The sequence below is a fragment of the Pseudomonas sp. MBLB4136 genome (genome assembly GCF_051904765.1).
Lineage (GTDB): Bacteria > Pseudomonadota > Gammaproteobacteria > Pseudomonadales > Pseudomonadaceae > Aquipseudomonas.
This window is the reverse complement of sequence record NZ_CP196713.1, coordinates 1-25,783: the sequence shown is the minus strand read 5'-3', so window position 1 is coordinate 25,783 and position 25,783 is coordinate 1. Positions and strand designations below refer to the sequence as shown.

Below are 25,783 nucleotides of genomic sequence, written 5' to 3'. Positions count from 1 at the left end.
GCGATTAACTTCCGCTGGCGCTGGGCAGGTTGCCCAGGCAGTAGTACTTGATCTGGCTGTATTCATCGAGGCCGTGGCGCGAGCCCTCGCGGCCGAGTCCGGACTGCTTGACGCCGCCGAAGGGTACGGGCGGGCCGGTCATCTTCACCGAGTTGACGCTGACCATGCCGAACTCCAGGCCGCGCAGCAGGCGCCACACCTGGCGCATGTCGTAACCATAGACATAGGCGGCCAGGCCGTACTCGGTGTCGTTGGCCTGGGCGATCAGCTGCTCCAGGTCGTCCCAGGCCAGCACGCCGGCCACCGGGGCGAAGTTCTCCTCGCGGTAGACGCGCATGTCCGCGGTCACATCGGCCAGCAGGGTCGGCATGAAGTAGTTGCGCCCCGGCGCCTGGTCCTGTTCGCCGACCAGCAGGCGGGCGCCCTTGGCCACGGCGTCGTCCACCAGTTCCTGGGCCTTGGCCACCGCCTTGGCGTTGATCAGCGGGCCCTGGTTGACCCCGCGGATCAGGCCGTTGCCAACGGTCAGCTCGCCCATGCGCCGGGCGAAGGCGGCGAGGAAGGGCTCATACAGCGAGCGATGCACGAAGATGCGGTTGGCCGCCAGGCAGTCCTGGCCAGTGGTCTGGAACTTGGCGTCGATGGCCGCCTGGGCGGCCTGCTCCACGTCCATGTCCGGCAGCACGATGAAGGGTGCGTTGCCGCCCAGTTCCATCGAGCACTTCTTCACCGTGGCCGCGGCCTGCTGCAGCAGCAGGCGGCCGACCCGGGTCGAGCCGGTGAAGGACAGCGCCTTGACCTTGTCGCTGGCGCAGAGCACCTGGGAGACCATTTCCGGCTCGCCGGTGATGACGTTGAACACCCCGGCGGGGAAGCCGGCGCGCTCGGCCAGCTCGGCCAGGGCCAGGGCTGAGAACGGCGTCTCGCCAGCCGGCTTGACCAGCACGGTGCAGCCCACGGCCAGGGCCGCGGCGGCCTTGCGGGTGATCATCGCGCAGGGGAAGTTCCACGGGGTGATCAGCGCGGCGACGCCGATCGGCTCGCGTACGCTGCCCAGCTGGGCGTTGCGGATGTGGCTGGGGATGGTCTCGCCGTAGGCGCGGCGCGCCTCCTCGGCGAACCAGCGGATAAAGGAGGCGGCGTAGTCGATCTCGCCACGGGCCTCGTCCAGCGGCTTGCCCTGCTCCAGGGTCATCAGCCGGGCCAGGTCTTCCTTGTTCTCCAGCAGCAGGTCGTGCCACTTGCCGAGAATGGCGCCGCGGTCGTCCACCGAGCGGGCGCGCCAGGCCGGGAAGGCGGCCTCGGCGGCGTCGATGGCGGCGGCGACCTGATCCTGGTCGAGCAGGGTGCAGCGGCCGATGATTTCTTCGCTGGCCGGATCGATGACCGCCTCGTCGCGGCCCTCGTTGCCGGCGACCCATTTGCCGTTGACGTAGGCCAGCTGGCGAACCAGGCGCGGATCTTTCAGTGTGTGCATGGACGGCGTCCCCTCTGCGGGCCCTGGCGCAGCGAGTGCGTGCTGCAGGGCGTGGTGCGTGTTTACGGCTTCCACTTTAGGGGGGATGGGCGCGCGGTTTTTTCTCTTAGCCGGGGCCGAGCACTTGGTTTTTTTTCTTTGCCGGGCCCTGCAGACGGTTTTTTTCGGCGCCGCCCAGGGCCCGGCGGTTTTGGCCGGATCGGGGCGCAGATTGGCTAGTACGCGGCTTTGGCCCGGGCGACGAGCCGGGATCACGACGCTTGGCGACGCCCTCGGGCATGCAGCGGTCGCTTTGACTGGCCAGGATGGTGCCGGCATCGACCACGCCAGGCGTGGTCGGGTGCGAGACGTCACTCCAACAAGAAATTGCCGCCGAGTCGAACGAGGGACCGCTCGCTCACGGCACATGAGGGCTCTATGAATCTGATTCTATCGGGGGCGATCATCGCCTTGCTTGCGGCCACCCTGCTGGTGCTGGTGCGTTGGGGCAACCTGCGTTGCACCGGCCCGGAGCCGGTGGGCCTGTTCACCTTCCTGGCCATCCTCTTCACCTCCGGCCTGGACATGGGCCTGATCATCTTCCCGCTGACCGAGTTCCCCACCTACGCCGAGGAGGCCCAGTACCAGTTCTCCAATCCCCTGGCGGTGGAGTTCGGTTTCTGGGGCTTCCTGATCTGGGCCTTCTACTTCATCACCACCTTCTATTTCTGCGTGGTCGAACCGCGGGTCAAGCTGTTCGAGCTGCGCCCGCTGAAGCTGGTCAACAACCTGGTGATCGTCTCCACCTGCGCCTTCACCGCCTACCTGTTCCTGGTCAACATCGCCTGGTACGCGCCGGAGCTGGGTGACACCCTGGCCTACCTGGTGGTGGTGGGGATCATCCTCGCGGCGGTCTATTCCAGCACCGACATCCGCTACCTGAAGATCCTCAGCGTCGGCTCGACCTGGCTGTTCTTCGCCCTGATTCTCGGCATGTGGTGGGCGGGCGATCTCGGCGTGGGCTACTTCGCCGACGCGGCGGCGAAGATCGGCAGCGGCTACTTCGCCGAGCTGCACGGCTTCATCCTGCCGCTGGGCGACTACCACGCCTTCTACCTGTTCTGGTGGTTCGCCTGGAGCGTGATGATCGGCCAGTTCGTCTCGCGCTTCGTCGGCGGCCTGCGCACCTGGCAGCTGCTGCTGGCGCTGCTGGTGATTCCGTCGATTCCCCTGGCGATCTGGTTCTCCGTGCTCTACGGCTACTTCGACCTGGGCATCGAGGTCAGCCAGTTCTGGAAGCTGGCCATGCTCGGCGTCGGGGTGATCTTCGTGATCAACTCGGTCGACTCCCTGGTGCGCCTGTACACCGACAACCTCGGCATCACCGTGGCCAAGCTCGGCCATGGGCGCTTTATCGCCCTGAACGTCGGCCTGCTCACCGCCCTGGTGCTGCTGTTCAAGTTCACCCCGTTCGAGATCCAGTGGGTGGGCCTGGTGGTGATCGGGCTCTATGCCGTGACCCTGGGGCTGCTGGTCTACCGCCATCGCCCGGCCCTGCAGAGCATCGGCACCAGCCGCTGACCGCCCGGGGCCGGCAACCGGCCCTGCTCGCCGTGGCTAATCGCCGTCGCCGGACTCCAGCTCCAGCGGCGGCTCGGCGCATTTGATGGTCTTGGTGACGATGTAGGTGAAGTAGCGTTCGATGCCCAGGTCGGCCATCAGCCAACGGTCGACCAGGCGCTGGTACTGGTCGATGTCCTCGGCCATGACCTTGACGATGTAGTCGACGCCGCCGCCGGTGGCGTAGCACTCGGTCACCTGCGGGCAGTCCAGCATGGCCTTCTCGAAACGCGCGAAGGCCTCGCGGTTGTGCTGCTTGAGGGTGATCTCGACCATCACCGCGGCACGCTTGAGGAGAATCTCGGTGTTCAACTGGGCGCCGTAGCCACGGATGATGCCGGCTTCCTCCAGGCGCTTGACCCGCTCCCAGCACGGGCTGACCGACAGGTTGATGGCCTCGGCGAGGCTGGACTTGGTGATGCGCCCGTTGTGCTGGAGGATGCGCAGTATCTTCAGGTCGTAACTGTCCAAACGCATAGAACCGCTCCGGCGCAGAACAGCCCTGCGCTCCAGGTATGACAAAGCCGGCGGGACAAGCCCCGCCGGCTCACGCTCGACTCGCGCGTCTTAGTACTTCTTTTCCAGCTCGGCGATCTCCGCCTCCAGCGCCTCGAGGGCGGCCCCGGCTTCCGGACCGGCCAGCTCCACCAGCTTGTCACGCATGGTCTGGCTGGCCTCGCGGAAGGCGGCCTGCTCCTGCTCGTTCAGGCGCACCAGCTGGATGCCCGGCTTGGCCTGCTGGATCTTCTCCAGGCGCTCCTGGTTGTACTTGGCCTGGGTCTCGAAGATGTAGGGCGCCAGCTCATCCACGGTCTCGTCGATGATCTTGCGCTGCGCCGCCGGCAGGCCCTGGTACCAGGATTCGTTGGACAGCACGGCGACGGTGAACTGCTGGTGGCCGGACCAGGTCAGCACATCGGTGACCTCGTAGAACTTCATCTCCTCGATGGCGAAGATCGGGTTCTCCTGGCCGTCGACCATCTTCAGCTGCAGGGCGCCGTAGACCTCGGAGTACGGCAACGGAGTGGGCACCGCGCCGAACGACTTGTAGGCTTCGACCAGCATCGGCGAGGCCATCACGCGCATCTTCACGTTGGCGAAGTCGGCCGGCTTGCGCACCACCTTGTTGGTGGTCCAGACCATCTCGCCTTCCGGGTACATGCTCAGCAGGCGCAGGTTGCGGGTCTTCAGCTTGTCGGCCACGGGCCCGTAGATGGTCGGGCTCTCGGTCAGCAGCTCGAGGTTGACCTTGTTGTTCTGCGACAGCAGGTAGGGCACGGAGAACACCTGCATGCCCGGCGCGGTGGAGCCGAGGATGCCGGTGGAGCCGTGGGTGAACTGCAGGACGCCGTTGGCCACCAGCTCGGTGAGGTCTTCCGACTCGCCCAGGGCGCCGTACGGATAGACGGTGACGGTGATGTCGCCGCCGCTCTTCTCTTCCACCAGCTGCTTGAACTTCTGCGCGTAGGCGTCCTGCACGCTGCCGCTGATCTCCTCCAGGGCGAACTTCCACTCCTCGGCCGCCGTCGCCAGGCTCGCCTGACCCGCCAGGGCCAGGCCCATTGCCGCGGCCAGGGCCGCCTTCTTCAGTGTGCTGAACTTGCTCATGGTGAGGTCTCCGCTTGTTTTTCTAAGGAATTCGCGACTGAGCCCGCTTGTCTTCAGCCTTCGATTACGTCGGCAATCACCGCCAGGGTGTCGCCTATGTCCACCAGCGCCGGGAAACGCCGCGCCACCAGCATCCCGTCACGCTCGGCGCGGTATTCCACCGCCGGCGTGCCGGTACGCTCGAAGGCATGCACCCGCGCCACCAGGTCGCCGCGTCGCACCCGATCGCCCAGGCTCAGGGTCAGCTCGAGAATGCCGCGGTGCAGGCTCTGCACGTAGCAGCTGGCGTCGGGCATATCCAGTTGCAGCGGCGGCTCGTCCGCCAGCTCCAGTTCACCTTCGATGATCCCGGCGAACTTGAGGAAGTTGCGCACCCCGCGGTCGGCCAGGGCCATGGTCTGCGGCGTACTGGTGCCGCCACCGCGCAGCTCGGTGGTGACGAACACCTTGCCCTGGGCTTCCACGGCGGTGTCGTACAACGAGGCCGCATCCAGCTCGAAGAGGATCATGCTGGCGGCGGTGCCGAACAGCCGGGCGCCCTCGATGCACTTGGCTTCCTGCGCGGGGTCGGGCAGCCGGTGGGCCGCGGCGAAGGGCAGGATGTCCAGGGTCTTGCCACCGGAGTGGATATCCAAAGCGTAGTCACACAGCGGGATCAGGTAGCGCTGGAAGTAGTCGGCGATGCGCTCGGTCATGGCCCCGTGGGGGTTGCCGGGGAACGAGCGGTTCATGTTGCCCTTGTCGATCGGCGAGGTGCGACTGCCGTTCTGCACCGCCGGGTAGTTCATCGCCGGGACGATGATCACCCGGCCCTGGACGTCCTCGGCACGCAGCTCGCCGGCCAGCTTGAGCAGCGCGGTGATGCCCTCGTACTCGTCGCCGTGGTTGCCGCCAGTGAGCAGCGCGGTGGGACCCGCGCCGTTCTTCACCACGCTGATGGGGATCATGATGCAGCCCCAGGCCGACTGGTCGTGGGAGTACGGCAGCTTGAGGAAGCCGTGCTGCACACCGTCGCGCTCGAAGTCGACGGTGCTGCTGATGGTGCTTTCGCCGACCTCGGCGATAGTCGAGAGACTGGTCGCCTGCAGGTCGGATTCGGGAGAAATATTCATCTGTGCTGCACTCATCTCAAGCCTTCACGAACAGTTGGCGCGGGAAGTCGCAAAGGGTTTCCACGCCGCTTTCGGTGATCAGGATGCTTTCGGTGGTCTCCAGCCCCCAGTCGTCCAGCCACAGGCCCGGCATGAAGTGGAAGGTCATGCCCGGTTGCAACACCGTGGTGTCGCTTTCGCGCAGGCTCATGGTGCGCTCGCCCCAATCCGGCGGGTAGCTCAGACCGATCGGGTAGCCGCAGCGGTTGTCGCCGCGGTCGTAGCCGTAACGGCGCAGGGTGCTGTTCAGTTCGCGGGCGATGTCGCCGCAGGTGTTGCCCGGCTTGGCCACCGCCAGACCGGCTTCGAGCCCGGCGTTGATCGCCTCCTCGGCCTTGCGGAACGCCGCCGAGGGCTCGCCCAGGTAGACAGTGCGCGACAGCGGGCAGTGGTAGCGCTTGTGGCAGCCGGCGATCTCGAAGAAGGTGCCTTCGCCCTTCTTGAACGGCCGGTCGTCCCAGGTCAGGTGCGGCGCCGAGGCGTCCTTGCCCGAGGGCAGCATGGGCACGATGGCCGGGTAGTCGCCGAACTTGCCGTCGTGCCCGACGCAGGCGACCCGGTAGATCTCGCCGACCAGCACGTTCTTCGGCAGGCCCGGCTCGATCATCTCGATGATCGCCCGGTGCATGTTCTCGACGATACGCGCGGCGACCCGCATGTACTCGACTTCCTGCGTCGACTTGATCGCCCGGCACCAGTTGACCAGGCCGGTGGCGTCCACCAGCTGGGCCTTCGGCAGGCCACGCTGCAGCGCCTGGTGCGAGGTGGCGCTGTAGTAGTAGTTGTCCATCTCCACGCCGATCACCCCGGCGGTCCAGCCCCGGGCCGGCAGCACCTGCTCGCACAGGTAGTCGAGGGCATGGTGCGGCGGGTTCATCACATAGCGGTCGCTGTAGGAGGCGATGTCCTCCTCCGGCAGGTAGACGGTGCGGCGGGCGCCGTTGGCGTCGATGCCGCGGCCGTACCACAGCGGATTGCCGCTCTGGCCGACCACCACGCACTGCGGTGTATAGAAGGACCAGCCGTCATAGCCGGTCAGCCAGGCCATGTTCGACGGGTCGTGGACGATCAGCGTGGCGATCCCCCGCTCGACCATGGCGGCGCGCACCTTGGCCAGTCGCTGGGCGTACTCTTCACGGCTGAAATTCAACGCGATTTCACTCATGACAGCATCTCGATAACGAACGCCGTGGCGTTCAGGCCTCTATCAGCCCGCCGGGCAACAACCGGGCGGACGACATCGCTGCAATGCGCGGCGGCCATGACAGCCCTTCCCCGCACCCTCCAGGAGCCATGCCGTTCCGGCACCGCGGTCGATCGACCAGCCTGGAGAAATTGTACTGAAACCTGCTAAAGTTACCGCTACAAGTACAGGTCAATAGCGCTCGAGACCCATATTATTATCATTACAATCATCGTCAAGGAATTTATTGTTCTATGACAATTGATCTGAAGCCCTTTATCCGCTCCGGCCAACCGAAATACCTGGCCATCGGCAACGCCCTGACCGAGGCGATCAACAGCGGCGCGCTGCTGCCCGGCAGCAAGCTGCCGACCCACCGCGAGCTGGCCGAGACCCTGGGCGTCAGCGTGCAGACGGTGAGCAACGCCTATGCCCATGCGGAGAAGCAGGGCGCCATCTACGCCCAGGTCGGCAGCGGCACCTTCGTGCGCAGCCGCCACGTCAGCCACGAGTCGGACTACCTGTCCACCGACGAGCATGAGGACCCGCACCGTGGCATCGACCTGTCCACCGCCCATCCGGTGTGCACCCAGCGCCACGTCAGGCTGTACCGCGAGGGCCTGGAGCGCCTGGCCCGGGAGGGGCGCGACGACTTCATCACCTCCTTCCACCCGACCCAGGGCCTGACCCAGCACCGCGAGGTGGTCTGCACCTGGCTGGCGCAGCAGAAGATGCCGGCCAACCCCGACCACATGCTGTTCTGCAACGGCGCCGCCCACGCCCTGACGATCGCCATGGCCACCGTGCTCAAGCCCGGCGACACGGTGCTGTGCGAGCGGGAGACCTGCATGCTGCTGCTGGCGCTGGCGCAGACCCTGCACTTCAACCTCAAGGGCATCGCCACCGACGACCAGGGCCTGCTCCCGGATGCCCTGGAGGCGGCCTGCAAGCAGGGCGGCGCGCGGGTGCTGTTCTGCACCCCGACCATGAACAACCCGACCACCGACACCATGGGCCTGGAGCGCCGCCAGGCGATCGCCGAACTGGCCCGCCGCTATGACCTGACCGTGGTCGAGGACGATGTCTACGGCGCCCTGCAACCGGACCGCCACCCGCCGCTGTCGGCGCTGATCCCGGAGCGCAGCTTCTACGCCACCAGCCTGACCAAGATCACCCTGCCGGGAATGCGCGCCGGTTACCTGATCACCCCGCCGCACCTGGTGCAGCAGGCCATCGGCCGCCTGCGCAGCACCACCTGGATGGCCACCTTGATGCCCTTCGAGATCGCCAGCTGGTGGATGCAGGACGGCACCCTGGAGCGCATGGTCGCCTTCCAGCAGCAGGAGTTCGCGGCACGCCAGCAGATCGCCCGCGAGCTGCTCGACGGCTGCCGCTTCAGGGCCCATCCCAACGGCATGCACATCTGGGCCGAGCTGCCCTCCCACTGGCAGCCGGAGAAGTTCGCCCGCCGCGCACGCCAGGAAGGGGTGATGATCTTCCCCGCCGAACCCTTCCTGGCCACTGCCGACCGCAGCAACCAGCACGTGCGCATCAGCCTGGGCGCCGAGCAGAGCCGCTCGCGCCTGCAGGCCGGGCTGGCTACGCTCAACGGGCTGTTCGGCGAGACGCCGCCGCCCATGCATTTCGTGTTCTAAAACAGGGCAGAATCATTACATTCGCACAAATATGGCACACATGTACTGATTCAAATATTAATTGACATGATTTTTGACCGGGGATAAGGTCTGGCTTCCACAACAAGAACAATGTCCGTCGATTCGACGACTCGACGACTCGACGACGGGCTGGAGGTGGCTATGTCTTGGTTGCACAAGTTGGATTGGCTGCTGGAGAAGCTCGAGGCCTTCATCCTCGCCAGCGCCATCCTGCTGATGGCGCTGAACTCGGTCGGCAACGTGTTCGGCCGCTACCTGTTCAACCAGAGCATCTACTTCTCCGAGGAACTCAACCAGTTCCTCATCATCTTCGTCACCTTCGTCGGCTGCAGCTATGCCGCCCGGCATAGCCGGCACATCAGCATGAGCGCCTTCGTCGAGCAGCTGACCGGCAAGCCGGCCGCCGCCAGCCTGCTGCTGATCAACCTGCTCACCGCCGCGCTGATGCTCTGGCTGACCTGGGCGGCGATCGGCTACGTGGAGTCGGCCGCCCGCGTCGGCCGCGCCTCCTCGGCGCTGCAGATGCCGCTGCACTACATCTACCTGGTGATCCCCCTGGGGCTGGGCATGACCGGCCTGCAGTTCCTGCGCCACGCCTTCACCCAGTTGCTGGTCCTGCTCGGCCGGCGCGAGGCGCCGCCACGCCACGTCGACACCCCCCTTCCGCCGCAACCCTGAGTGCCGTCGCCATGGATATGACCACCGCCCTGCTGCTCATCATGCTGGTCCTGCTGCTGGCCGGCTTCCCCATGATGACCACGCTGCTGGCCGCCGCCGCCGCCGGCTTCACGTTCTTCTTCACCATGGGCCCGGAGTTCATCATCCAGCAGATGATCGCCGGCATCCGCCCGGCCGCCCTGGTGGCGGTGCCGATGTTCATCCTCGCCGCCGACATCATCACCCGCGGCGCCACCGCCAATCGCCTGCTGGACGTGGCCATGGCCTTCGTCGGCCACGTGCGTGGCGGCATGGCGGTGACCACGGCGCTGAGCTGCGCGCTGTTCGGCGCCCTCTCCGGCTCGACCCAGGCCACGGTGGTCGGTGTCGGCAGCATCATGCGGCCGAAGATGCTGCAACAGGGCTACAAGGACAGCTTCGCCATCTCGCTGATCATCAACGCCTCGGACATCGCCCTGCTGATTCCGCCGAGCATCGGCATGATCATCTACGGCGTGGTGTCCGGCACCTCGGTGGCCGAGCTGTTCATCGCCGGCATCGGCCCGGGCCTGCTGCTGATGACCCTGCTGGCCGGCTACTGCTACATCTACGCGCGCGTCACCGGCATCCCCAGCGGCGAGAAGTTCAGCTGGATGGAGCGGCTGGTCACCTGCCGCCGCGCGATCCTCCCGCTGCTGTTGCCGGTGCTGACCATCGGCGGCATCTACTCCGGGGTGTTCAGCCCCACGGAGGCGGCCGCGGTATCGGTGCTCTACGCGCTGATTCTGGAGGTGCTGATCTACCGTCGGGTGAAGTTCGGCGATCTGTCGTCCATCGCCCTGTCCACCGGGCTGATCACCGCCGTGGTGTTCATCCTGGTGGCGGCCGGCTCGGCGTTCTCCTGGGTGATCTCCTTCGCCCAGATTCCCCAGGCGATCCTCAGCGGCATCGGCATCATGAGCGCCTCGCCGACCGAACTGCTGATCATCATCTCGATCGCCTTCTTCCTCGGCTGCATGTTCGTCGACCCGATCGTGGTGATGCTGATCCTGGTGCCGATCTTCGCCCCGGCGGTGCGCCTGTCCGGCCTCGACCCGGTGCTGGTCGGCACCATCATCACCCTGCAGGCGGCGATCGGCTCGGCCACGCCGCCCTTCGGCTGCGACATCTTCACCGCCATCGCGGTCTTCCGCCGCCCCTACGTGGACGTGGTGCGCGGCAGCCTGCCGTTCTTCATCATCCTGCTGCTGATGTCGGTGCTGCTGATCATGTTCCCGCCGATCACCCTGTTCCTGCGCGACCTGGCGTTCCGTTAAGGCAATTACCCACAGACACAGGAAAACCCCGTTGCCGGCTCGAGCGCAATCGAGGCGGCAACGGGGTTTTTCATTCGCCGCCGACGGCGAAGTTGGGCAGGCTGTCGACCGGCTGGGCGAAGCGGAAGGGGATCGACTCTAGGGCCAGGCCGACATTGCGCTGCACCACGAAGTGCAGGTGCGGCCCGGTGCTGTTGCCGGTGTTGCCGGAGCGGGCGATCTGCTGGCCGGCGTTCACCCGGACGCCTTCGTGGACCCTGACCGAACCCTTCATCAGGTGCAGGTAGACGCCCATGGTGCCGTCGTCATGGAGGATGCGCACGTAGTTGCCGGACGGGTTGTTGCCCCGCCCGCTCTGCTGGTTCTCGGTCTTCACCACCACGCCGCTGCGCGCCGCGACGATTGGCGTGCCCTCTGGCATGGCGATGTCCAGGGCGTAGCGGCCCTTGGGCGTGAAGTGGCTGTACTTGCCGTTGGCGCCCTGGGTCAGGCGGAACGGCCCGCCGCGCCAGGGCAGCGGATAGCGCTGCTCGCTCGGCACCAGGCGCGGATCGCCGAGGGCATAGCGCAGCTTGGGGGTGTAACGCAGCGGCTGGCTGGCATCGCGCGGGGCCAGGGTGGCCAGGCGGATCTTGCTGCGCGGCGGCAGCACCCAGTTGATCGGCTCATCCGGCGCGCCGACCGCATTGGCGACATCCACCAGCTTCAGCTCGACCTGCACCGGGGCATAGAGGTCGTTGCGCACCAGCAGGGTTTCGCCGGCGGCGTGCTTGCGGGTCTCCAGCTTCACCTGGTTGTCCAGGCGCTCGACCATGCGGTCGCGGAACACGAACACCTGGGCCCCCGGCGCGGCCTGGTCGGAATAGGTGACCACGCCGTTGGCATCGGTGTACTTGTAGATGGTCAAGGCCGCAACCTGGCCGGCTGCGGACAAAAGACTGCAGAGTAGAATCAGACGCCCTAGCATAACGAACTCGGATCTTATGGCTTTTTTGATATCCGGAGTTTGGAGACTAGCAGTCCCCCATCTGTGGCGCGAGGCGAGCGACCCGGCGTTGTGAGCCAGCTCCCGCCACCGCGCCGCGCGGCGACCGGCGGCGCACTCAGGCGCCGGGGCTGAAATGCTTCTGCGCGGTGCCGCGGGCGATCAGCCGCGACAGGTAGTCGAGCTTCTGCGGATCCTGGTCGACGAAGCGCAGGGTCAGCTGCAGCCACTCGCTGTCGGGCTTCGGCTCGAAGGCGGCGACCGCATGCAGGTAGCCATTGAGCCGGGCCACTTCGCCGCCCTCGCCCTGTTCCAGATCGAGCACCACGCTCTCCAGCACCTGGGGCAGCACGCCGCCGCGCTTGACCAGCAGCAGCGCCTCCTTGAGGCTCAGCGCCTTGATCACGCAGGCCATGGTGCCGCCCGGCAGGCGCAGCTGCCCCTGGCCGCGGCCGGCGCTGATCGCCCGCGCCGCGGGCTTCGGCGGCACGGGCTGGGCGCTGGCGGCGGGTTTCGCCTCATCGCCCGCGACGGGCTTGATCACCTCGGCCTTGCCACCGGTCAGGGCGGCCAGCGAGTCGTTGGCGAAGCCACTGGCCAGGGCCTTCGGCGCCTGGGCCTGGAGGGCCTGCAGCTTGCCGGCACGACTCAGGGCCTTCTTCACCTTGGTCACCAGCTGTTCGTTGGAGAAGGGCTTGCCGATGAAGTCCGAGACCCCGGCCTGGATCGCCTGCACCACGTTTTCCTTGTCGCCGCGACTGGTGACCATGATGAAGGGGATGGCCTTCAGGGCCTCTTCCTCGCGGCACCAGCTGAGCAGCTCGAGCCCGGACATCTCGGGCATTTCCCAGTCGCAGAGGATCAGGTCGATGGCGACCCGGCCGAGCAACTGCTGGGCCTTGCGCCCGTTGATGGCTTCGTGGATCTGCACGCCCGGGAAGTGATCGCGCAGTCCCTTCTTCACCAGGTCGCGAATGAAGGTCGCATCGTCCACCACCAGTACGTTGACTTTACTCATCGGCCACTCCCCTTCGAATGGCCCCTAGCATAGTCGCGGCAGCTGGCCGCTGGCCAACCCTAAAGCGGCGAACGGCGACGCAGGTCCGCCTACGGCGCCGCCTGCGCCGGCCTCAGGCGTTCTTGCCGGTGCCCTCGACCTCTTCCTTCATGCGGGTCAGGCCCATGTGCTTCACATCGGTGCCGCGCACCAAGTAGATCACCAGCTCGGCGATGTTGCGCGCGTGGTCACCGATGCGCTCCAGCGAACGCAACGCCCAGATCACGTTGAGTACCCGGGAGATCGAACGCGGATCTTCCATCATGTAGGTGACCAGCTCGCGCAGGGCGGTCTTGTACTCGCGGTCGACGGTCTTGTCGAACTGCGCCACCGACAGGGCCAGTTCGGCGTCGAAGCGGGCGAAGGCGTCCAGCGCCTGCTGCACCATCTTGCGCACCTGGTCGCCAATATGGCGGATCTCCACGTAGCCGCGCGGCGACTCGCCCTCCTCGCACAGGAGGATCGCGCGCTTGGCGATCTTGGTCGACTCGTCGCCGATGCGCTCCAGGTCGATAACCGACTTGGAGATGCTGATGATCAGGCGCAGGTCGGAGGCCGCCGGCTGACGGCGGGCGAGAATGCGTACGCATTCCTCGTCGATGTTGCGCTCCATCAGGTTGATCTGGTCGTCGACCTCGCGCACCTGCTGGGCCAGGCCGGAATCGGCCTCGATCAGCGCGGTGACCGCGTCGTTGACCTGCTTCTCGACCAGGCCGCCCATGGCCAGGAAGTGGCTGCGCACCTCCTCCAGCTCGGCGTTGAACTGCTGGGAGATGTGGTGGGTGAGGCTGTCTTTGTTGATCATTCCGATTCACTCCGCGAATGCTGCGTGTAGGGTGCGCCATGCGCACCGGCCCTGTGGTGCGCATGGCGCACCCTACGGAATCCGCTTAACCGTAACGACCGGTGATGTAGTCTTCGGTCTGCTTCTTCGCCGGGTTGGTGAACAGGGTGTCGGTGTCGCCGTACTCGATCAGCTTGCCCATGTACATGAACGCCGTGTAGTCGGAAACCCGCGCGGCCTGCTGCATGTTGTGGGTAACGATGACGATGGTGTACTTGGATTTCAGTTCGTAGATCAGCTCTTCGACCTTGAGGGTGGAGATCGGGTCGAGCGCCGAGCAGGGTTCGTCGAGCAGCAGTACTTCCGGCTGCACCGCCACGGTACGGGCGATCACCAGGCGCTGCTGCTGGCCGCCGGACAGGCCCAGGGCCGAGTCGTGCAGGCGATCCTTGACCTCGTCCCACAGCGCCGCGCTCTTCAGCGCCCACTCCACGGTCTCGTCGAGCACGCGCTTCTGGTTCACGCCCTGGATGCGCAGGCCGTAGACCACGTTCTCGTAGATGCTCTTGGGGAAGGGGTTGGGCTTCTGGAACACCATGCCGACCCGGCGGCGCAGCTCGGCCACGTCCTCGCCCTTGCGGTAGATGTTGCGCCCGTCGAGGTTGATCTCGCCTTCCACGCGGCAGCCATCGACCAGGTCGTTCATCCGGTTGAAGGTGCGCAGCAGGGTCGACTTGCCGCAGCCGGACGGGCCGATGAAGGCGGTCACGCGCTCGCGCGGGATGTTCAGCTTGACGTCGAACAGCGCCTGCTTGTCGCCGTAGAACAGGTTCAGGCCGGGCACTTCGATGGCCACGGTTTCCTTGCTGATATCGAGGCTCTGCTTGTCGCGGCCCAGTGCAGACATATCGATGCCGTGAGCCTGTGGTTGATGCTGCATGGGATGCTCCCTACGCTATCAAATCGTTGGCCGCGCCCACGCAGTGGCGGGCGGCGGCAGAATATGAGTCTTAGTGATCCAGCGCCTTGTACTTCTCGCGCAGGTGGTTGCGGATATACACGGCACTGAGGTTGAGCAGGGCGATCACCAGCACCAGCAGCAACGCGGTGGCGTATACCAACGGTCGCGCGGCCTCGACGTTGGGGCTCTGGAAGCCTACGTCGTAGATGTGGAAGCCCAGGTGCATGATCTTCTGGTCCAGGTGCAGGTAGGGGTAGTTGCCGTCCACCGGCAGGGCCGGGGCCAGCTTGACCACGCCCACCAGCATCAGCGGCGCCACTTCGCCGGCGGCGCGGGCCACGGCGAGGATCAGACCGGTCATCATCGCCGGGCTGGCCATCGGCAGCACCACCTTCCACAGCGTCTCGGCCTTGGTCGCGCCCAGGGCCAGGGAGCCCTCGCGCAGCGCCCGCGGAATACGCGCCAGGCCTTCCTCGGTGGCGACGATGACCACCGGCACGGCGAGGATCGCCAGGGTCAGCGAGGCCCACATCAGGCCCGGCGTGCCGAAGGTCGGTGCCGGTGCGCTCTCGGGGAAGAACAGGCTGTCGATCGAGCCGCCTAGCACATAGACGAAGAACCCCAGGCCGAACACGCCGTAGACGATCGACGGCACCCCGGCCAGGTTGTTCACCGCGATGCGGATGATCCGGGTCATCGCCCCCTGCTTGGCGTACTCGCGCAGGTAGATCGCCGCCACGACGCCGAACGGAGTGACGATCACCGCCATGATCAGGGTCATCATCACCGTACCGAAGATGGCCGGGAAGATGCCGCCCTCGGTGTTGGCCTCACGCGGGTCCTCGCTGACGAACTCCCACACCTTGGCGAAGTAGAAACCGAGCTTGTCCATGACGCCCATGGCATTCGGCTGATAGGCGCGTACCACCTTGCCCAGGCTGATCTCCTGCTCGCGGCCATCGACCGTGCGGACCGTGACGCTGTCGCGGTTGAACTGCTGGTTGAGTTCGATCAGCTGGGCTTCGAGGACCTTGTACTCGGCGTCCCACTGGGCCCGCTCGGCGTCCAGGTCGGCCTGGGCGGCGGCGTCCAGCGTGCCTTCCAGCTCCAGGCGACGGGTCTTCAGGCGCAGGCGCTCGAGGCCGTAGTTGATGCGGCCGATGTCCTTCTTTTCCAGCCGGGCGATCTGCTGGTGCAGGTCGTCGATACGCGCGATGCGCTGCTGCAGCTCGCTCCAGGCGCCATCACCCTCGGCGACCAGCTGGCCGCCCTGCTTGACGTTGACCAGGTAGCCGTAGAAGTTGCCCCACTCGCGGCGCTCCATCACCAGCAGGTTGGCCGGGGTGGCGGAATCGTGCAGCCATTCGGCGACCACCCAGCTGAAGTCGGCGCCGAACGTCTCGCGGTTGCCCACCTTGAGCAACTGGCGAGTCATGAACTCGGCGCCTTCGGCCGCCACCGGCAAGCCGGCCGCCGCCAGGCGGGCGCGCGGCACCTCTTCCGACTGCACCAGCTCGCCCGCCAGCAGTCGCGGGGCTTCGCCCGGCACCTGGTAGCTGGACTCGATCACGTCGGCCGGCCAGAAATGCGCCAGGCCGCGGGTAGCGATCACCGACAGCAGGCCGAGGGTCATGATCACCGCGATGGCCACGCCGCCGGCGGTCATCCAGACCCAAGGCGCGCCGCTCTTGAACCAGGACTTGAGGTTTTGCTCTTTGGTTTTCACGGACATCTACCTTCCCAATTCTCAGAGCGACGCATATTTCTTGCGCAGGCGGGTACGGATGACCTCGGCCAGGGTATTCATCACGAAGGTGAAGGACAGCAGCACCAGCGCGGCGAGGAACAGCACTCGGTAGTGGGTACTGCCGACTTCCGACTCCGGCATCTCCACCGCCACGTTGGCGGCCAAGGTGCGCAGGCCTTCGAAGATGTTCATTTCCATGATCGGCGTGTTGCCGGTGGCCATCAGCACGATCATGGTTTCGCCGACCGCGCGGCCCATGCCGATCATCAGCGCCGAGAAGATGCCCGGGCTGGCGGTGAGGATCACCACCCGGGTCAGGGTCTGCCAGGGCGTCGCACCGAGGGCCAGGGAGCCGAAGGTCAGGCTCTTGGGCACGCTGAACACGGCGTCCTCGGCGATCGAGTAGATGTTCGGGATCACCGCGAAGCCCATGGCCAGGCCCACCACCAGGGCGTTGCGCTGGTCGAAGGGAATGCCCAGGTCGTTGCTCAGCCACAGGCGCATGTCGCCGCCGAAGAACCAGTTCTCCAGGTGACCGCTCATGCTCAGGGAGAAGGCCGCCACCAGCAGGATCACCGGGATCAGCAGGGCCGCTTCCCAGCCATCCGGCACCAGCAGGCGGATGCGCTCGGGCAGGCGGCTCCAGGCATAGGCGGCGAGCAGGATACCCAGCGGGGTGAGCAGCAGCAGGCTGAAGATGCCCGGCAGGTGGCCCTCCACATAGGGCGCGAGGAACAGGCCGGCGAAGAAGCCGAGGATCACCGTCGGCAGCGCCTCCATCAGTTCGATCACCGGCTTGACCTTGCCGCGCAGGGCCGGGGCCATGAAGTAGGCGGTGTAGATCGCCGCGCAGATGGCCAAGGGCGCGGCCAGGAGCATGGCGTAGAAGGCCGCCTTCAGGGTACCGAAGGTCAGCGGCGAGAGACTCATCTTGGGTTCGAAGTCGCCGTTGGCCGAGGTCGACTGCCAGACGTACTTGGGCTCGTCATAACTCTCGTACCAGACCTTGCCCCACAGCGAACTCCAGGACACCTCCGGGTGCGGGTTGTCGACCACGAAGGGCTGGATCTGCCCGTTGGACTCCACCAGTACGCGGCTGGCGCGCGGCGACAGGGTGGCGATGGCCGGCCCCTCGGCGACCTGTTCGACCAGCAGGGTGCGGTGCGCGGTGCTGTGGAAGATGCCCAGCTTGCCGTCCGCGTCCAGGGCGATGAAGCCCTTGCGCCGCTCCTCCGGGAGGAACTGGGTGATCGCGCTGTCGCCCAGCTTGAAATCGCGGATACGGGTCAGCGCCGACTGGCCGTCCTCGTCACGCACCATGAACCACTGGCGGATGCCGCCCTTGCTGTCGCCGACCAGCAGCGAAATGCCGCCGAGCAGCGGGCTCACGACGCTGACCCTGGCGTCGCCTTCGAGCAGCTTGTAACGGCCGTTGAGGCTCTTGCTGCGCAGGTCGAAGACATCGGCCGTGGCCCGGCCGTTGAACACATAGAGCCACTGGTGGCGCGGGTCGATCAGCAGCTCGCTGATCGGCTCGGCGATCTGCGGCAGCTCGATGCGCCGCTCCTCCTGGGTCACTTCGCCGGTGAAGTCATTCTCTTCCCGACTCATCGACAACACATGCAGTTCGGCGCCGGTAGACGCGCTCAGCAGCAGGGTATCGCCGTTCTGGCTGATCGCCACATGCTCCAGGGCGCGGCCCTGGGGGTCCAGGCTGATCGGCGCTTCGCCGAAGGGATACTCCAGGGTCGGGGTGATGGTCTTGACGTTGTCCGGGTAGGTCACCCGGTAGTTCTGCTTGAACACCAGCACCTGGCCGTTGGACAGGCCCAGGGCCACACGACGGCTACCCGGCTGGTCCTCGCCGAGCGAGACGATGTCGACACCCGCCGGCAGCGGCAGCTCGACGCTGCTCAGCGCCGCGCCATCCTTGGTCGCGAAGAACTGCACCTGCCCCGCGCGATCGAGGCGCATGGCCACCTTGTTCTGCTCCTCCACCGCCAGCAGCAGGGCGTCGCCCCGCTCGGCCAGCCAGGCCGGCTGCTGCGCCGGCTGCGCTTCCAGCTCGGCGCCGGAGAAGATCGGCAGCACCACGTGGGCCAGGTAGAAGAAGATCAGGGTGATCGCCCCCAGCACGGCCAGGCCACCGATCGACACGTACCAGTGCGCCAGGCGGTCCTTGATGGCCCGTCTGCGGCGCTTGCGCTGCAGTGCAGGAGTATTGAAATCCAGCCGTTGGCTGCTGTTCTGAGGTGCGGTCATGGGGTCAGTGGCCAAGTCGGTCATACGAAGATCTCTGGGCGGTTACGCACGCGCGCCGCTGGTTAAGCGGGACCTTAATCTAACTGTCTTATATGACAAAAAGGTTACAGCGCGGTGACGTGACGACGCCCGCCACTCCACAGGGAGGGGCGGGCGCGTTTGCCGCTTGCCGCGACACCCAGCCGCGGCAAACTTGTCAGTCTAGTTACAGACCAAGTTCCTTCAAGGTCTTCTCGGCAACCTTGGACGGCACCGGAATGTAGCCATCCTTGACCACCACTTCCTGGCCCTGCTTGGACAGCACCAGCTTGATGAACTCGGCCTCCAGCGGGTTCAGGGCCTTGTTAGGCGCCTTGTTCACGTAGACGAACAGGAAGCGCGACAGCGGATACTTGCCGGCCAGGGCATTGGTTTCGGACGCCTCTTCAGCCACGCCGTTCTTGTCCACCAGCGGTACCGCGCGAACGCTGGAAGTCTTGTAGCCGATGCCCGAATAGCCGATGGCGTTCAGGGTGCTGGAGATCGACTGCACCACGGAAGCCGAACCTGGCTGCTCGTTGACGTTGGCCTTGAAGTCGCCTTTGCACAGGCCTTCTTCCTTGAAGTAACCGTAGGTACCGGAAACCGAGTTACGGCCGAACAATTGCACCGGCTTGACCGCCCACTCGCCGGTCAGACCGAGGTCGCCCCAGGTCTTGACGTCCTTGGGCTCACCGCACAGACGAGTGCTGGAGAAGATGGCGTCGACCTGCGGCATGGTCAGGCTCTTGATCGGGTTGTCCTTGTGCACGAACACCGCGAGGGCATCGATGGCCACCGGGATGGCGGTCGGCTTGTAGCCATACTTCTCTTCGAAGGCCTGCAACTCGGCATCCTTCATCTTGCGGCTCATCGGGCCGAGGTTGGCGGTACCCTCGGTCAGCGCCGGTGGCGCGGTGGACGAACCGGCCGCCTGGATCTGGATGTTCACGTTCGGGTAGAGCTTCTTGTAGTCCTCGGCCCACAGGGTCATCAGGTTGGCCAGGGTGTCGGAACCTACGCTGGACAGGTTGCCGGATACGCCCGAAGTCTTCTCATAGGTCGGCAGAGCCGGATCGACAGCGGCGACCGCGGTAGCGGTGGCAGCACCAGCGGCAACAAAAGTCATGGCCGCCATCAAACGCGTAAGTTTCATGCCTTGCTCCTAACAAATTAGGGTGGGGTTGGGTCGAGGCCAAGTATCAGCAGGCCGTGTGACCAATCTATGAAACCAATGTGACAGTTAGATGACCGTAGCCGATTTCGCGCACAACTCCGGCAAATGCGGACGAACGCACGGCGCCGGCGCGCCATGGTCGCCCGCCGACCACTCAGTCGGTATACTCGGCGAACCTGCACCCCCTGTGGACTCCGCGCCCACAACAACAACCGCGCCGCGAGCCGTAATCGACATGAACGAATTCGAACAGGATGATCCGATTCCCCAGGGCGACCTGGCCCTGCAGATCACCGCGCTGCCGCGCGAGACCAACGGCTTCGGCGATATCTTCGGCGGCTGGCTGGTAGCGCAGATGGACCTGGCCGGCACCGCCATGGCCAGCAAGGTCGCCGGCGGCCGCGTGGCCACGGTGGCGATCGACCGCATGGCGTTCCTCGTGCCGGTGGCCGTCGGCGCCCAGCTGTCCTTCTACACCCAGACCCTGGAAGTCGGCCGCAGCTCGATCCAGATGCTGGTCGAGGTGTGGAGCGACGATCCGCTGTCCAGCGAGTGGCGCAAGGTCACCGAAGCGGTGTTCGTGTTCGTCGCCATCGACGGCAGCGGTCGCACCCGCCCGGTTCCGCCGCGCCGCTGATCCGCTGCGCCCCTGCGAGCGAACAAATGAAAACGCCGGCTCGAGAGCCGGCGTTTTGCTGTGGCGCGAAGATCAGCCGCGGATGTTGTAGATGAGCTTCTCGTTGGACTCCGCGTACTCGCTCAAACGCTGCAGGTAGGCCTTCTGCTGAGCCCACACCTTGCTTGCCGCAGGGTCGGCGGCGGCGCTGGCTTCGACCACTTCGGCAGCCACTTCCTTGAGCTTGGCCAGCACTTCGTCCGGCAGGCTGCGCACCTCCACGCCCTCGGCCTTGAGCTGTTCCATGGCCTCCATGTTGCGCGCGTTGTAGTCGTCGAGCATGTCGGCGTTCACATCGCGGGCAGCGGCGCGGACGATGGCCTGCAGGTCGGCCGGCAGGGTTTCCCAGGCCTTGAGGTTGACGTCCAGTTCGAAGGTGACGTTCGGCTCCTGCCAGCCCGGGGTGTAGTAGTACTTGGCCGCCTTGTGCAGACCCAGGGCCTGATCGTTGTACGGGCCGATCCACTCGGTGGCGTCGATCGCACCGGTCTGCAGCGCGGTGAAGATCTCGCCGGCCGGCATGTTGACTACGGTACCGCCCATCTTGGTCAGCACTTCGCCGCCCAGTCCCGGGGTACGCATCTTCAGGCCCTTGAAGTCATCGACCGAGTTGATTTCCTTGTTGAACCAGCCGGCAGTCTGCACGCCGGTCGCACCGCAGGCCATCGGCAGCACGCCGAACGGCTTGTAGACCTCTTCCCACAGTTCGATGCCACCACCCTTGTGCAGCCAGGCGTTCATTTCCTGGGCGTTCGGGCCGAACGGCAGGGCGCAGAAGAACTGCGCGGCCGGCACTTTGCCTTTCCAGTAGTAAGGCGCACCGTGACCCATTTCCGCGGTGCCGCGGGAGACTGCGTCGAACACCTCGAGCGCCGGCACCAATTCGCCGGCGGCATAGATCTTGACCTTCAGGCGGCCATTGCTCATTTCCTCGACCAGCTTGGCGAAGCGCTCGGCACCGACGCCAACCCCGGGGAAGTTCTTCGGCCAGGAGGTGACCATTTTCCAGTTGAAGGTCTCTGCGCCCGCGCCCTCTTGGGGCTTGGCAGCGGTTTCGGCCTCCTTGTTGCAGCCTGCCAGTGCGGTGGCGGCCAGGCCTACGCCCGCTGCTGCGAGAATCTGACGACGTTTCATGCAATGCTCCTTTTTGTTGTATTGGTCTGACCACAGGATCACTGAAGTTAGACCGTGCTCAAGTAACATAAGGCCTCGTGACCCTCAAGCCTAGTAGATACGACTAAAGTTGTAGGGTCATTGCCGCCTTCGCCCGGGCCCGCCTAGAATCCGCGGCTGCCTGCACTCCTCACCCACAACGACAAGGACTCCACATGTCCGACACCCCTCCCATGCCGTTGCGCATTGCTCGATTGATCGACGCGTTCAACACCCGCCTTGGCCAGGGATGCGCCTGGCTGACCCTGTTCCTGGTGGTCGGTACCGCCATCGTGGTGGTGCTGCGTTACGGTTTCGGCATCGGCGCCATCGCCCTGCAGGAATCCGTGCTGTATGCCCATGCCCTGGTGTTCATGGGGGCTGCCGCCTGGACCCTGATTCGCGGCGCCCACGTACGCGTGGACATCTTCTATCAGAAGTTCAGCGGCCGCCGCCAAGCCCTGGTGGAGGTCTGCGGCAACCTGTTGCTGCTGCTGCCGCTGTGCCTGTACCTCGGCTGGGCCAGCTGGGACTACGTCGCCAATTCCTGGTCGACCCTGGAAGCCTCCAGCGAGTCCGGTGGCCTGAAATTCGTCTACCTGCAGAAGAGCATCATCCTGGTGCTGGTCTTCAGCCTCGCCCTGCAAGGCGTTGCCGATCTGATCAAGGCGGCCTACGGTCTGGCCGGCCGCCTGCCCGAGTCCGAGGTGAAAAATGGTTGAGTTGATGGCGATTCTGCTGTTCGTCTGCATCTGCCTGGCCCTGATGGCCGGCTTCCCCGTGGCCTTTACCCTCGGCGGTGTTTCGCTGATCTTCGCCGGCATCGGCGCGCTGACTGGCACCTTCGACGCCGGTTACCTGAGCGCCCTGCCCAATCGTCTGTTCGGCATCATGAACAACCAGACCATGCTGGCGGTGCCGCTGTTCGTGTTCATGGGCGTGATGCTGGAGAAGTCGCGGGTCGCCGAAGACCTGCTGGAGTCCATGTCGCGGCTGTTCGGCACCCTGCGCGGTGGCCTGGCGATTTCCGTCTGCGTGGTCGGCGCGCTGCTCGCCGCCAGCACCGGCATCGTCGGCGCCACCGTGGTGACCATGGGCCTGCTGGCCCTGCCAACCATGCTGCGCCGCGGCTACGATCCGGCAATCTCCACCGGCACCCTGGCGGCGACCGGCACCCTGGGGCAGATCATCCCGCCATCGATCGTCCTGGTGCTGCTGGGTGACGTGATGTCCAGCGCCTACCAGCAGGCGCAACTGAAGATGGGCATCTTCTCGCCGAAGACCGTGTCGGTCGGCGACCTGTTCGTCGGCGCCTTCATCCCCGGCCTGCTGCTGGTGGGCCTGTACATCCTTTACATCGTCGGCACGGCGATCTTCCAGCCGAAGAAACTGCCGGCCCTGCCCCAGGAGGAGCTCGGCCCGATCGAGTGGGGCAAGCTGACCGCCGCCCTGCTACCGCCGCTGGCGCTGATCGCCGCAGTCCTGGGCTCGATCCTCGCCGGCTATGCCACGCCCACCGAAGCGGCGGCCCTCGGTGCCCTCGGCGCCATGCTGCTGGCCTTCGCCAAGGGCAAGCTGAACTTCGGCCAGCTGCGCGAAGTGGCCTACGGCACCACCGAGATCAGCGCCATGGTGTTCATGATCCTGATCGGCGCCTCGCTGTTCTCCCTGGTGTTTCGCGGCTTCGGCGGCGAGACGATGATCGAGGAGGTGTTCGCCCAGCTGCCCGGCGGCGTGCTCGGCGCCTTCTTCGTGGTGATGCTGGTGATCTTCCTGCTCGGCTTCATACTCGATTTCATCGAGATCACCTTTGTGGTGGTGCCGATCGTCGGCCCGGTGCTACTGGCCATGGGTCTGGACCCGGTCTGGCTGGGGGTGATGATCGCGCTGAACCTGCAGACCTCCTTCCTCACCCCGCCATTCGGTTTCGCGCTGTTCTACCTGCGCGGGGTCACCCCCGCTTCGATACCGACCAGCACCATCTACCGCGGCGTCATTCCGTTCATCCTGATCCAGATGCTGCTACTGGTCATCGCCTATCAGTTCCCGGGACTGATCACCTGGCTGCCGGAGCAGGTCTACGGCAAGTAACAGGCAACGCAACCGGCAAAACGCCCGTCACCCTGACGGGCGTTTTGCTATCTGCCCCTTGGACTGCCGGGCAAGCTGCGTTCCAATAGGGTCATCTTCACTGGCGACAAGGCATAGCAATGGCCACTTCCAACGTTGAACGGATCGAAATGGGCGCCCTGACCTGCTGGCGCATCCGTCATGCCGACGCCGAGCTGCTGGTCGCTCAGCAAGGAGCCCAGCTGCTGAGCTACCAGCGCGACGGCGAACGGCCGCTGATCTGGCTGAGCGAGCAGGCGGCCTACGAAAGCGGGCGCAGCGTGCGCGGTGGCGTGCCGGTGTGCTGGCCCTGGTTCGGTGACCTGCGGCGCAACCCGCAGGCAGTGCAGGCGATGCACACGGGTGGCAACCTGCTGCCATCCCACGGCCTAGTACGCGACCTCGAGTGGAACCTGCTGGGCATCGACAAGCGCGACGACGGGGTCAACCTGGACTTCGCCTTCAACAGCGCCGAGCAGCCGCTGCCGAACTGGCCACAGGCCGCCGAACTGAAGCTGCGCATCCGCCTCGACCAGCACCTGCATCTGGACCTGCTCAGCCGCAACCTCGGTGACACCCCCCTGGCACTGAGCCAGGCCCTGCACAGCTACTTCGCCGTCGGCGACGTGCGCCAGTCCCAGGTCGAAGGCCTGCAGGGCTGTCGCTACATCGACACCCTGGACGACTGGGCGGAACGTCAGCAACTCGACCCGCTGCGCTTTGCCGGCGAAACCGACCGCATCTACCTCGACACCCCCACCCAGCTGAGCATCCTCGACCCCGTCTGGCAGCGGCGCATCCAATTGCGCAGCAGCGGCTCGCGCTCGGCGGTACTGTGGAATCCCTGGACCGACAAGGCGCAACGGCTCTCGCAGTTCGCCAGCGATGCCTGGCAAGGCATGCTGTGCATCGAACACGCCAATGTCATGGAAGACCTCGTGGTGCTGGCGCCAGGCGCCGAGCATCGCCTCAGCGTCAGCCTGTGGAGCGAGCCACTGGCGGGTTGAGAGCACCCGGGGGGGGGAGGCTGACAGGCCTTCCCCGAATGGGCCGAAAGCGCCTGGCCACAGCAAACACGACAATCGATCCCGGCGCCCGCTCACAGCGCCGGACGAACTTCTGCGCACTTTGTGATGCGCCACTAGTTCGCCAGTAAGTATTTACTTACAGCACCGGTAGCGAAACGACTTACAGCCATTACTTGGCATCCTTAATTGCCAAGTGCTGCGCGGAATTCACAGGAACTATTTGCCGCTTATTGGTTCGGTCTTTGTTTACAGCTGGTACAGGCTTCACACTTTTGCCGGTTGCCCATCCCTACTCATCGGACTAGGATGCCCACCCCATAAGGACTTTGCGCAACTTGTTGCACATTGATGTGCGCAAAAAGTTGCACAACTCAGGAAGTCGGTTAATCCGCACCTCGCTATTAAAGAGACGCGCACCTGAGTTGCACGGACATATACTCGAGTCATGGAATGACCTATTCAAGCAAGCTCACCGCCCACTATTTGGCGCTGGCAAAACTCCCTATTGATCAGGGCGATTTCGCCGGCAGCGATGTCCGTTATTCCAGCGAATACGAAAGCCTGGAAAACGAACTGGGCAAGGCCAGTGCGCTGCATGACGCCGGCGCCATCGACTGGCAGAAAGTCCGCGAAGGCAGCGAGACGCTGCTCAGCGCCCACTCCAAGGACCTGCGTGTCGCCGCCTGGCTGATCTGGGGCCTGTACCAGCGCGAATCCTTCACCGGGCTGCAGGCGGGCCTGAGCCTGCTGCATTACCTGTGCCTGAACCACTGGGCGGACCTGCACCCGCGCAAGCCACGCACCCGTGCCGCCGCCATCGGCTGGCTGCTGCCGCGCCTGGAGCAGGCACTGGCCGAACATGTGCCGATCGGCGAGCAACTGGCGCTGTTCCGCAGCCTCGCCGAACAATTGCGCGCCCTCGAAGTCTGCCTGTCCGGGCACCTCGGCGAGCACGCCCCGCTGCTGCTGCCGTTGTGCCGGCGCCTGGACGAGCTGGTGAGCCGCGCCAGCCAGGGCCAACCGGAGCCCGGCAGCGTCGGCGCGGCACTGGCCCAGGTCAAGCAGGCCGCCTCCCAGATACTCACCCCCGGCGCACCGGTGGACAGCGAGAAGGATGCGCACAAGAGCCTGCGCAGCCTGCAGGACCAGGCCCGCCCTCT

The 25,783-nt window shown here is 65.5% G+C and carries 21 protein-coding genes and 1 pseudogene; 9 read left to right on the top strand and 13 right to left on the bottom strand.

Features of this window, described 5'->3' with window-relative positions; translation table 11 throughout:
- Positions 1-4: 4 nt before the first annotated feature.
- Positions 5-1,477, bottom strand: coding sequence for an NAD-dependent succinate-semialdehyde dehydrogenase (locus tag ACSX1D_RS00110; protein WP_439860458.1), 1,473 nt, complete (start codon positions 1,475-1,477; stop codon positions 5-7).
- Positions 1,478-1,894: 417 nt separating this feature from the next.
- Between ACSX1D_RS00110 and ACSX1D_RS00105 the strand changes: the two genes are divergently transcribed.
- A complete protein-coding gene (locus tag ACSX1D_RS00105; RefSeq protein ID WP_439860457.1) occupies positions 1,895-3,037 on the top strand; it encodes a BCCT family transporter in 1,143 nt (380 codons plus the stop codon).
- 36 nt (positions 3,038-3,073) lie between these two features.
- Here ACSX1D_RS00105 and ACSX1D_RS00100 read toward each other — a convergent pair whose 3' ends face one another.
- The 4 genes from ACSX1D_RS00100 to doeA form a co-directional block, all read right to left on the bottom strand.
- The gene (locus ACSX1D_RS00100; RefSeq protein ID WP_208707801.1) at positions 3,074-3,553 is read right to left on the bottom strand and encodes an Lrp/AsnC family transcriptional regulator; all 480 of its coding nucleotides are present in this window, start codon (positions 3,551-3,553) and stop codon (positions 3,074-3,076) included.
- Between the two features lie 90 nt (positions 3,554-3,643).
- On the bottom strand, positions 3,644-4,684 hold the full coding sequence (locus tag ACSX1D_RS00095) for a TRAP transporter substrate-binding protein (protein ID WP_439860456.1): 1,041 nt from the start codon (positions 4,682-4,684) through the stop codon (positions 3,644-3,646).
- Positions 4,685-4,737: 53 nt separating this feature from the next.
- Positions 4,738-5,796 carry a N(2)-acetyl-L-2,4-diaminobutanoate deacetylase DoeB gene (gene doeB, locus ACSX1D_RS00090; RefSeq protein ID WP_439860455.1) on the bottom strand — a complete coding sequence of 353 codons (1,059 nt, stop codon included), beginning with the start codon at positions 5,794-5,796 and terminating at the stop codon, positions 4,738-4,740.
- Positions 5,797-5,812: 16 nt separating this feature from the next.
- Positions 5,813-7,000, bottom strand: a complete 1,188-nt coding sequence (gene doeA / locus ACSX1D_RS00085) for an ectoine hydrolase DoeA (protein WP_208707798.1) — start codon at positions 6,998-7,000, stop codon at positions 5,813-5,815.
- 272 nt (positions 7,001-7,272) lie between these two features.
- Between doeA and ACSX1D_RS00080 the strand changes: the two genes are divergently transcribed.
- The 3 genes from ACSX1D_RS00080 to ACSX1D_RS00070 all read left to right on the top strand — a co-directional run bounded on the left by ACSX1D_RS00080 (position 7,273) and on the right by ACSX1D_RS00070 (position 10,667).
- Positions 7,273-8,673 carry a PLP-dependent aminotransferase family protein gene (locus ACSX1D_RS00080; protein WP_208707797.1) on the top strand — a complete coding sequence of 467 codons (1,401 nt, stop codon included), beginning with the start codon at positions 7,273-7,275 and terminating at the stop codon, positions 8,671-8,673.
- Positions 8,674-8,835: 162 nt separating this feature from the next.
- Positions 8,836-9,372 (top strand): TRAP transporter small permease, encoded by a 537-nt coding sequence (locus tag ACSX1D_RS00075; RefSeq protein WP_439860454.1) that lies wholly within the window; start codon positions 8,836-8,838, stop codon positions 9,370-9,372.
- Positions 9,373-9,389: 17 nt separating this feature from the next.
- Complete coding sequence (locus tag ACSX1D_RS00070) at positions 9,390-10,667, top strand: TRAP transporter large permease (protein WP_208710072.1); 1,278 nt, start codon at positions 9,390-9,392, stop codon at positions 10,665-10,667.
- A 70-nt stretch (positions 10,668-10,737) separates the two neighbouring features.
- Here the strand turns inward: ACSX1D_RS00070 and ACSX1D_RS00065 are convergent, their stop codons facing one another.
- The 7 genes from ACSX1D_RS00065 to ACSX1D_RS00035 form a co-directional block, all read right to left on the bottom strand.
- A complete protein-coding gene (locus tag ACSX1D_RS00065; protein ID WP_439860453.1) occupies positions 10,738-11,634 on the bottom strand; it encodes a peptidoglycan DD-metalloendopeptidase family protein in 897 nt (298 codons plus the stop codon).
- A gap of 136 nt (positions 11,635-11,770) precedes the next feature.
- Entirely contained in the window at positions 11,771-12,670 is a 900-nt protein-coding gene (locus ACSX1D_RS00060; RefSeq protein WP_439860452.1) for a response regulator, read from the bottom strand.
- 112 nt (positions 12,671-12,782) lie between these two features.
- Positions 12,783-13,514 carry a phosphate signaling complex protein PhoU gene (gene phoU, locus ACSX1D_RS00055; RefSeq protein ID WP_439860451.1) on the bottom strand — a complete coding sequence of 244 codons (732 nt, stop codon included), beginning with the start codon at positions 13,512-13,514 and terminating at the stop codon, positions 12,783-12,785.
- A gap of 85 nt (positions 13,515-13,599) precedes the next feature.
- Positions 13,600-14,433: a phosphate ABC transporter ATP-binding protein PstB gene (gene pstB / locus ACSX1D_RS00050; protein ID WP_439860450.1), complete on the bottom strand. Its 834-nt coding sequence runs from the start codon at positions 14,431-14,433 to the stop codon at positions 13,600-13,602.
- Between the two features lie 70 nt (positions 14,434-14,503).
- Positions 14,504-16,120, bottom strand: coding sequence for a phosphate ABC transporter permease PstA (gene pstA, locus ACSX1D_RS00045; protein ID WP_439862379.1), 1,617 nt, complete (start codon positions 16,118-16,120; stop codon positions 14,504-14,506).
- 81 nt (positions 16,121-16,201) lie between these two features.
- A complete protein-coding gene (locus ACSX1D_RS00040) occupies positions 16,202-18,487 on the bottom strand; it encodes an ABC transporter permease subunit (protein ID WP_439860449.1) in 2,286 nt (761 codons plus the stop codon).
- Positions 18,488-18,668: 181 nt separating this feature from the next.
- The gene (locus ACSX1D_RS00035) at positions 18,669-19,637 is read right to left on the bottom strand and encodes a PstS family phosphate ABC transporter substrate-binding protein (RefSeq protein ID WP_439860448.1); all 969 of its coding nucleotides are present in this window, start codon (positions 19,635-19,637) and stop codon (positions 18,669-18,671) included.
- 256 nt (positions 19,638-19,893) lie between these two features.
- Here ACSX1D_RS00035 and ACSX1D_RS00030 point away from each other — a divergent pair, with 256 nt between their 5' ends.
- Positions 19,894-20,295: an acyl-CoA thioesterase gene (locus ACSX1D_RS00030; protein ID WP_208707788.1), complete on the top strand. Its 402-nt coding sequence runs from the start codon at positions 19,894-19,896 to the stop codon at positions 20,293-20,295.
- Between the two features lie 72 nt (positions 20,296-20,367).
- On the opposite strand, the gene ACSX1D_RS00025 is transcribed toward ACSX1D_RS00030, so the two are convergent.
- A complete protein-coding gene (locus ACSX1D_RS00025) occupies positions 20,368-21,468 on the bottom strand; it encodes a TRAP transporter substrate-binding protein (RefSeq protein ID WP_439860447.1) in 1,101 nt (366 codons plus the stop codon).
- 194 nt (positions 21,469-21,662) lie between these two features.
- Between ACSX1D_RS00025 and ACSX1D_RS00020 the strand changes: the two genes are divergently transcribed.
- The 4 genes and pseudogenes from ACSX1D_RS00020 to ACSX1D_RS00005 all read left to right on the top strand — a co-directional run.
- Positions 21,663-22,208 carry a TRAP transporter small permease subunit gene (locus ACSX1D_RS00020; RefSeq protein ID WP_439860446.1) on the top strand — a complete coding sequence of 182 codons (546 nt, stop codon included), beginning with the start codon at positions 21,663-21,665 and terminating at the stop codon, positions 22,206-22,208.
- On the top strand, positions 22,201-23,577 hold the full coding sequence (locus ACSX1D_RS00015; protein WP_208707785.1) for a TRAP transporter large permease: 1,377 nt from the start codon (positions 22,201-22,203) through the stop codon (positions 23,575-23,577). Before ACSX1D_RS00020 ends, ACSX1D_RS00015 begins: the two co-directional genes overlap by 8 nt.
- A 119-nt stretch (positions 23,578-23,696) precedes the next feature.
- The gene (locus tag ACSX1D_RS00010; RefSeq protein ID WP_439860445.1) at positions 23,697-24,602 is read left to right on the top strand and encodes a D-hexose-6-phosphate mutarotase; all 906 of its coding nucleotides are present in this window, start codon (positions 23,697-23,699) and stop codon (positions 24,600-24,602) included.
- A 471-nt stretch (positions 24,603-25,073) separates the two neighbouring features.
- A pseudogene (locus tag ACSX1D_RS00005) lies at positions 25,074-25,781 on the top strand (type VI secretion system ImpA family N-terminal domain-containing protein); the annotation flags it as partial.
- Positions 25,782-25,783 lie beyond the last annotated feature (2 nt).

What these genes read in the sequence shown, in the direction of transcription:
- ACSX1D_RS00025 (WP_439860447.1), bottom strand. Translation starts at nt 21,468, where the DNA reads ATGAAACGTCGTCAGATTCTCGCAGCAGCGGGCGTAGGCCTGGCCGCC.
- ACSX1D_RS00110 (WP_439860458.1), bottom strand. Translation starts at nt 1,477, where the DNA reads ATGCACACACTGAAAGATCCGCGCCTGGTTCGCCAGCTGGCCTACGTC.
- doeA (WP_208707798.1), bottom strand. Translation starts at nt 7,000, where the DNA reads ATGAGTGAAATCGCGTTGAATTTCAGCCGTGAAGAGTACGCCCAGCGA.
- ACSX1D_RS00035 (WP_439860448.1), bottom strand. Translation starts at nt 19,637, where the DNA reads ATGAAACTTACGCGTTTGATGGCGGCCATGACTTTTGTTGCCGCTGGT.
- pstB (WP_439860450.1), bottom strand. Translation starts at nt 14,433, where the DNA reads ATGCAGCATCAACCACAGGCTCACGGCATCGATATGTCTGCACTGGGC.
- ACSX1D_RS00080 (WP_208707797.1), top strand. Translation starts at nt 7,273, where the DNA reads ATGACAATTGATCTGAAGCCCTTTATCCGCTCCGGCCAACCGAAATAC.
- ACSX1D_RS00100 (WP_208707801.1), bottom strand. Translation starts at nt 3,553, where the DNA reads ATGCGTTTGGACAGTTACGACCTGAAGATACTGCGCATCCTCCAGCAC.
- pstA (WP_439862379.1), bottom strand. Translation starts at nt 16,120, where the DNA reads ATGACCGCCGGCGGCGTGGCCATCGCGGTGATCATGACCCTCGGCCTG.
- ACSX1D_RS00020 (WP_439860446.1), top strand. Translation starts at nt 21,663, where the DNA reads ATGTCCGACACCCCTCCCATGCCGTTGCGCATTGCTCGATTGATCGAC.
- ACSX1D_RS00105 (WP_439860457.1), top strand. Translation starts at nt 1,895, where the DNA reads ATGAATCTGATTCTATCGGGGGCGATCATCGCCTTGCTTGCGGCCACC.
- phoU (WP_439860451.1), bottom strand. Translation starts at nt 13,514, where the DNA reads ATGATCAACAAAGACAGCCTCACCCACCACATCTCCCAGCAGTTCAAC.
- ACSX1D_RS00070 (WP_208710072.1), top strand. Translation starts at nt 9,390, where the DNA reads ATGACCACCGCCCTGCTGCTCATCATGCTGGTCCTGCTGCTGGCCGGC.
- doeB (WP_439860455.1), bottom strand. Translation starts at nt 5,796, where the DNA reads ATGAATATTTCTCCCGAATCCGACCTGCAGGCGACCAGTCTCTCGACT.
- ACSX1D_RS00065 (WP_439860453.1), bottom strand. Translation starts at nt 11,634, where the DNA reads ATGCTAGGGCGTCTGATTCTACTCTGCAGTCTTTTGTCCGCAGCCGGC.
- ACSX1D_RS00015 (WP_208707785.1), top strand. Translation starts at nt 22,201, where the DNA reads ATGGTTGAGTTGATGGCGATTCTGCTGTTCGTCTGCATCTGCCTGGCC.
- ACSX1D_RS00060 (WP_439860452.1), bottom strand. Translation starts at nt 12,670, where the DNA reads ATGAGTAAAGTCAACGTACTGGTGGTGGACGATGCGACCTTCATTCGC.
- ACSX1D_RS00030 (WP_208707788.1), top strand. Translation starts at nt 19,894, where the DNA reads ATGAACGAATTCGAACAGGATGATCCGATTCCCCAGGGCGACCTGGCC.
- ACSX1D_RS00095 (WP_439860456.1), bottom strand. Translation starts at nt 4,684, where the DNA reads ATGAGCAAGTTCAGCACACTGAAGAAGGCGGCCCTGGCCGCGGCAATG.
- ACSX1D_RS00075 (WP_439860454.1), top strand. Translation starts at nt 8,836, where the DNA reads ATGTCTTGGTTGCACAAGTTGGATTGGCTGCTGGAGAAGCTCGAGGCC.
- ACSX1D_RS00010 (WP_439860445.1), top strand. Translation starts at nt 23,697, where the DNA reads ATGGCCACTTCCAACGTTGAACGGATCGAAATGGGCGCCCTGACCTGC.
- ACSX1D_RS00040 (WP_439860449.1), bottom strand. Translation starts at nt 18,487, where the DNA reads ATGACCGACTTGGCCACTGACCCCATGACCGCACCTCAGAACAGCAGC.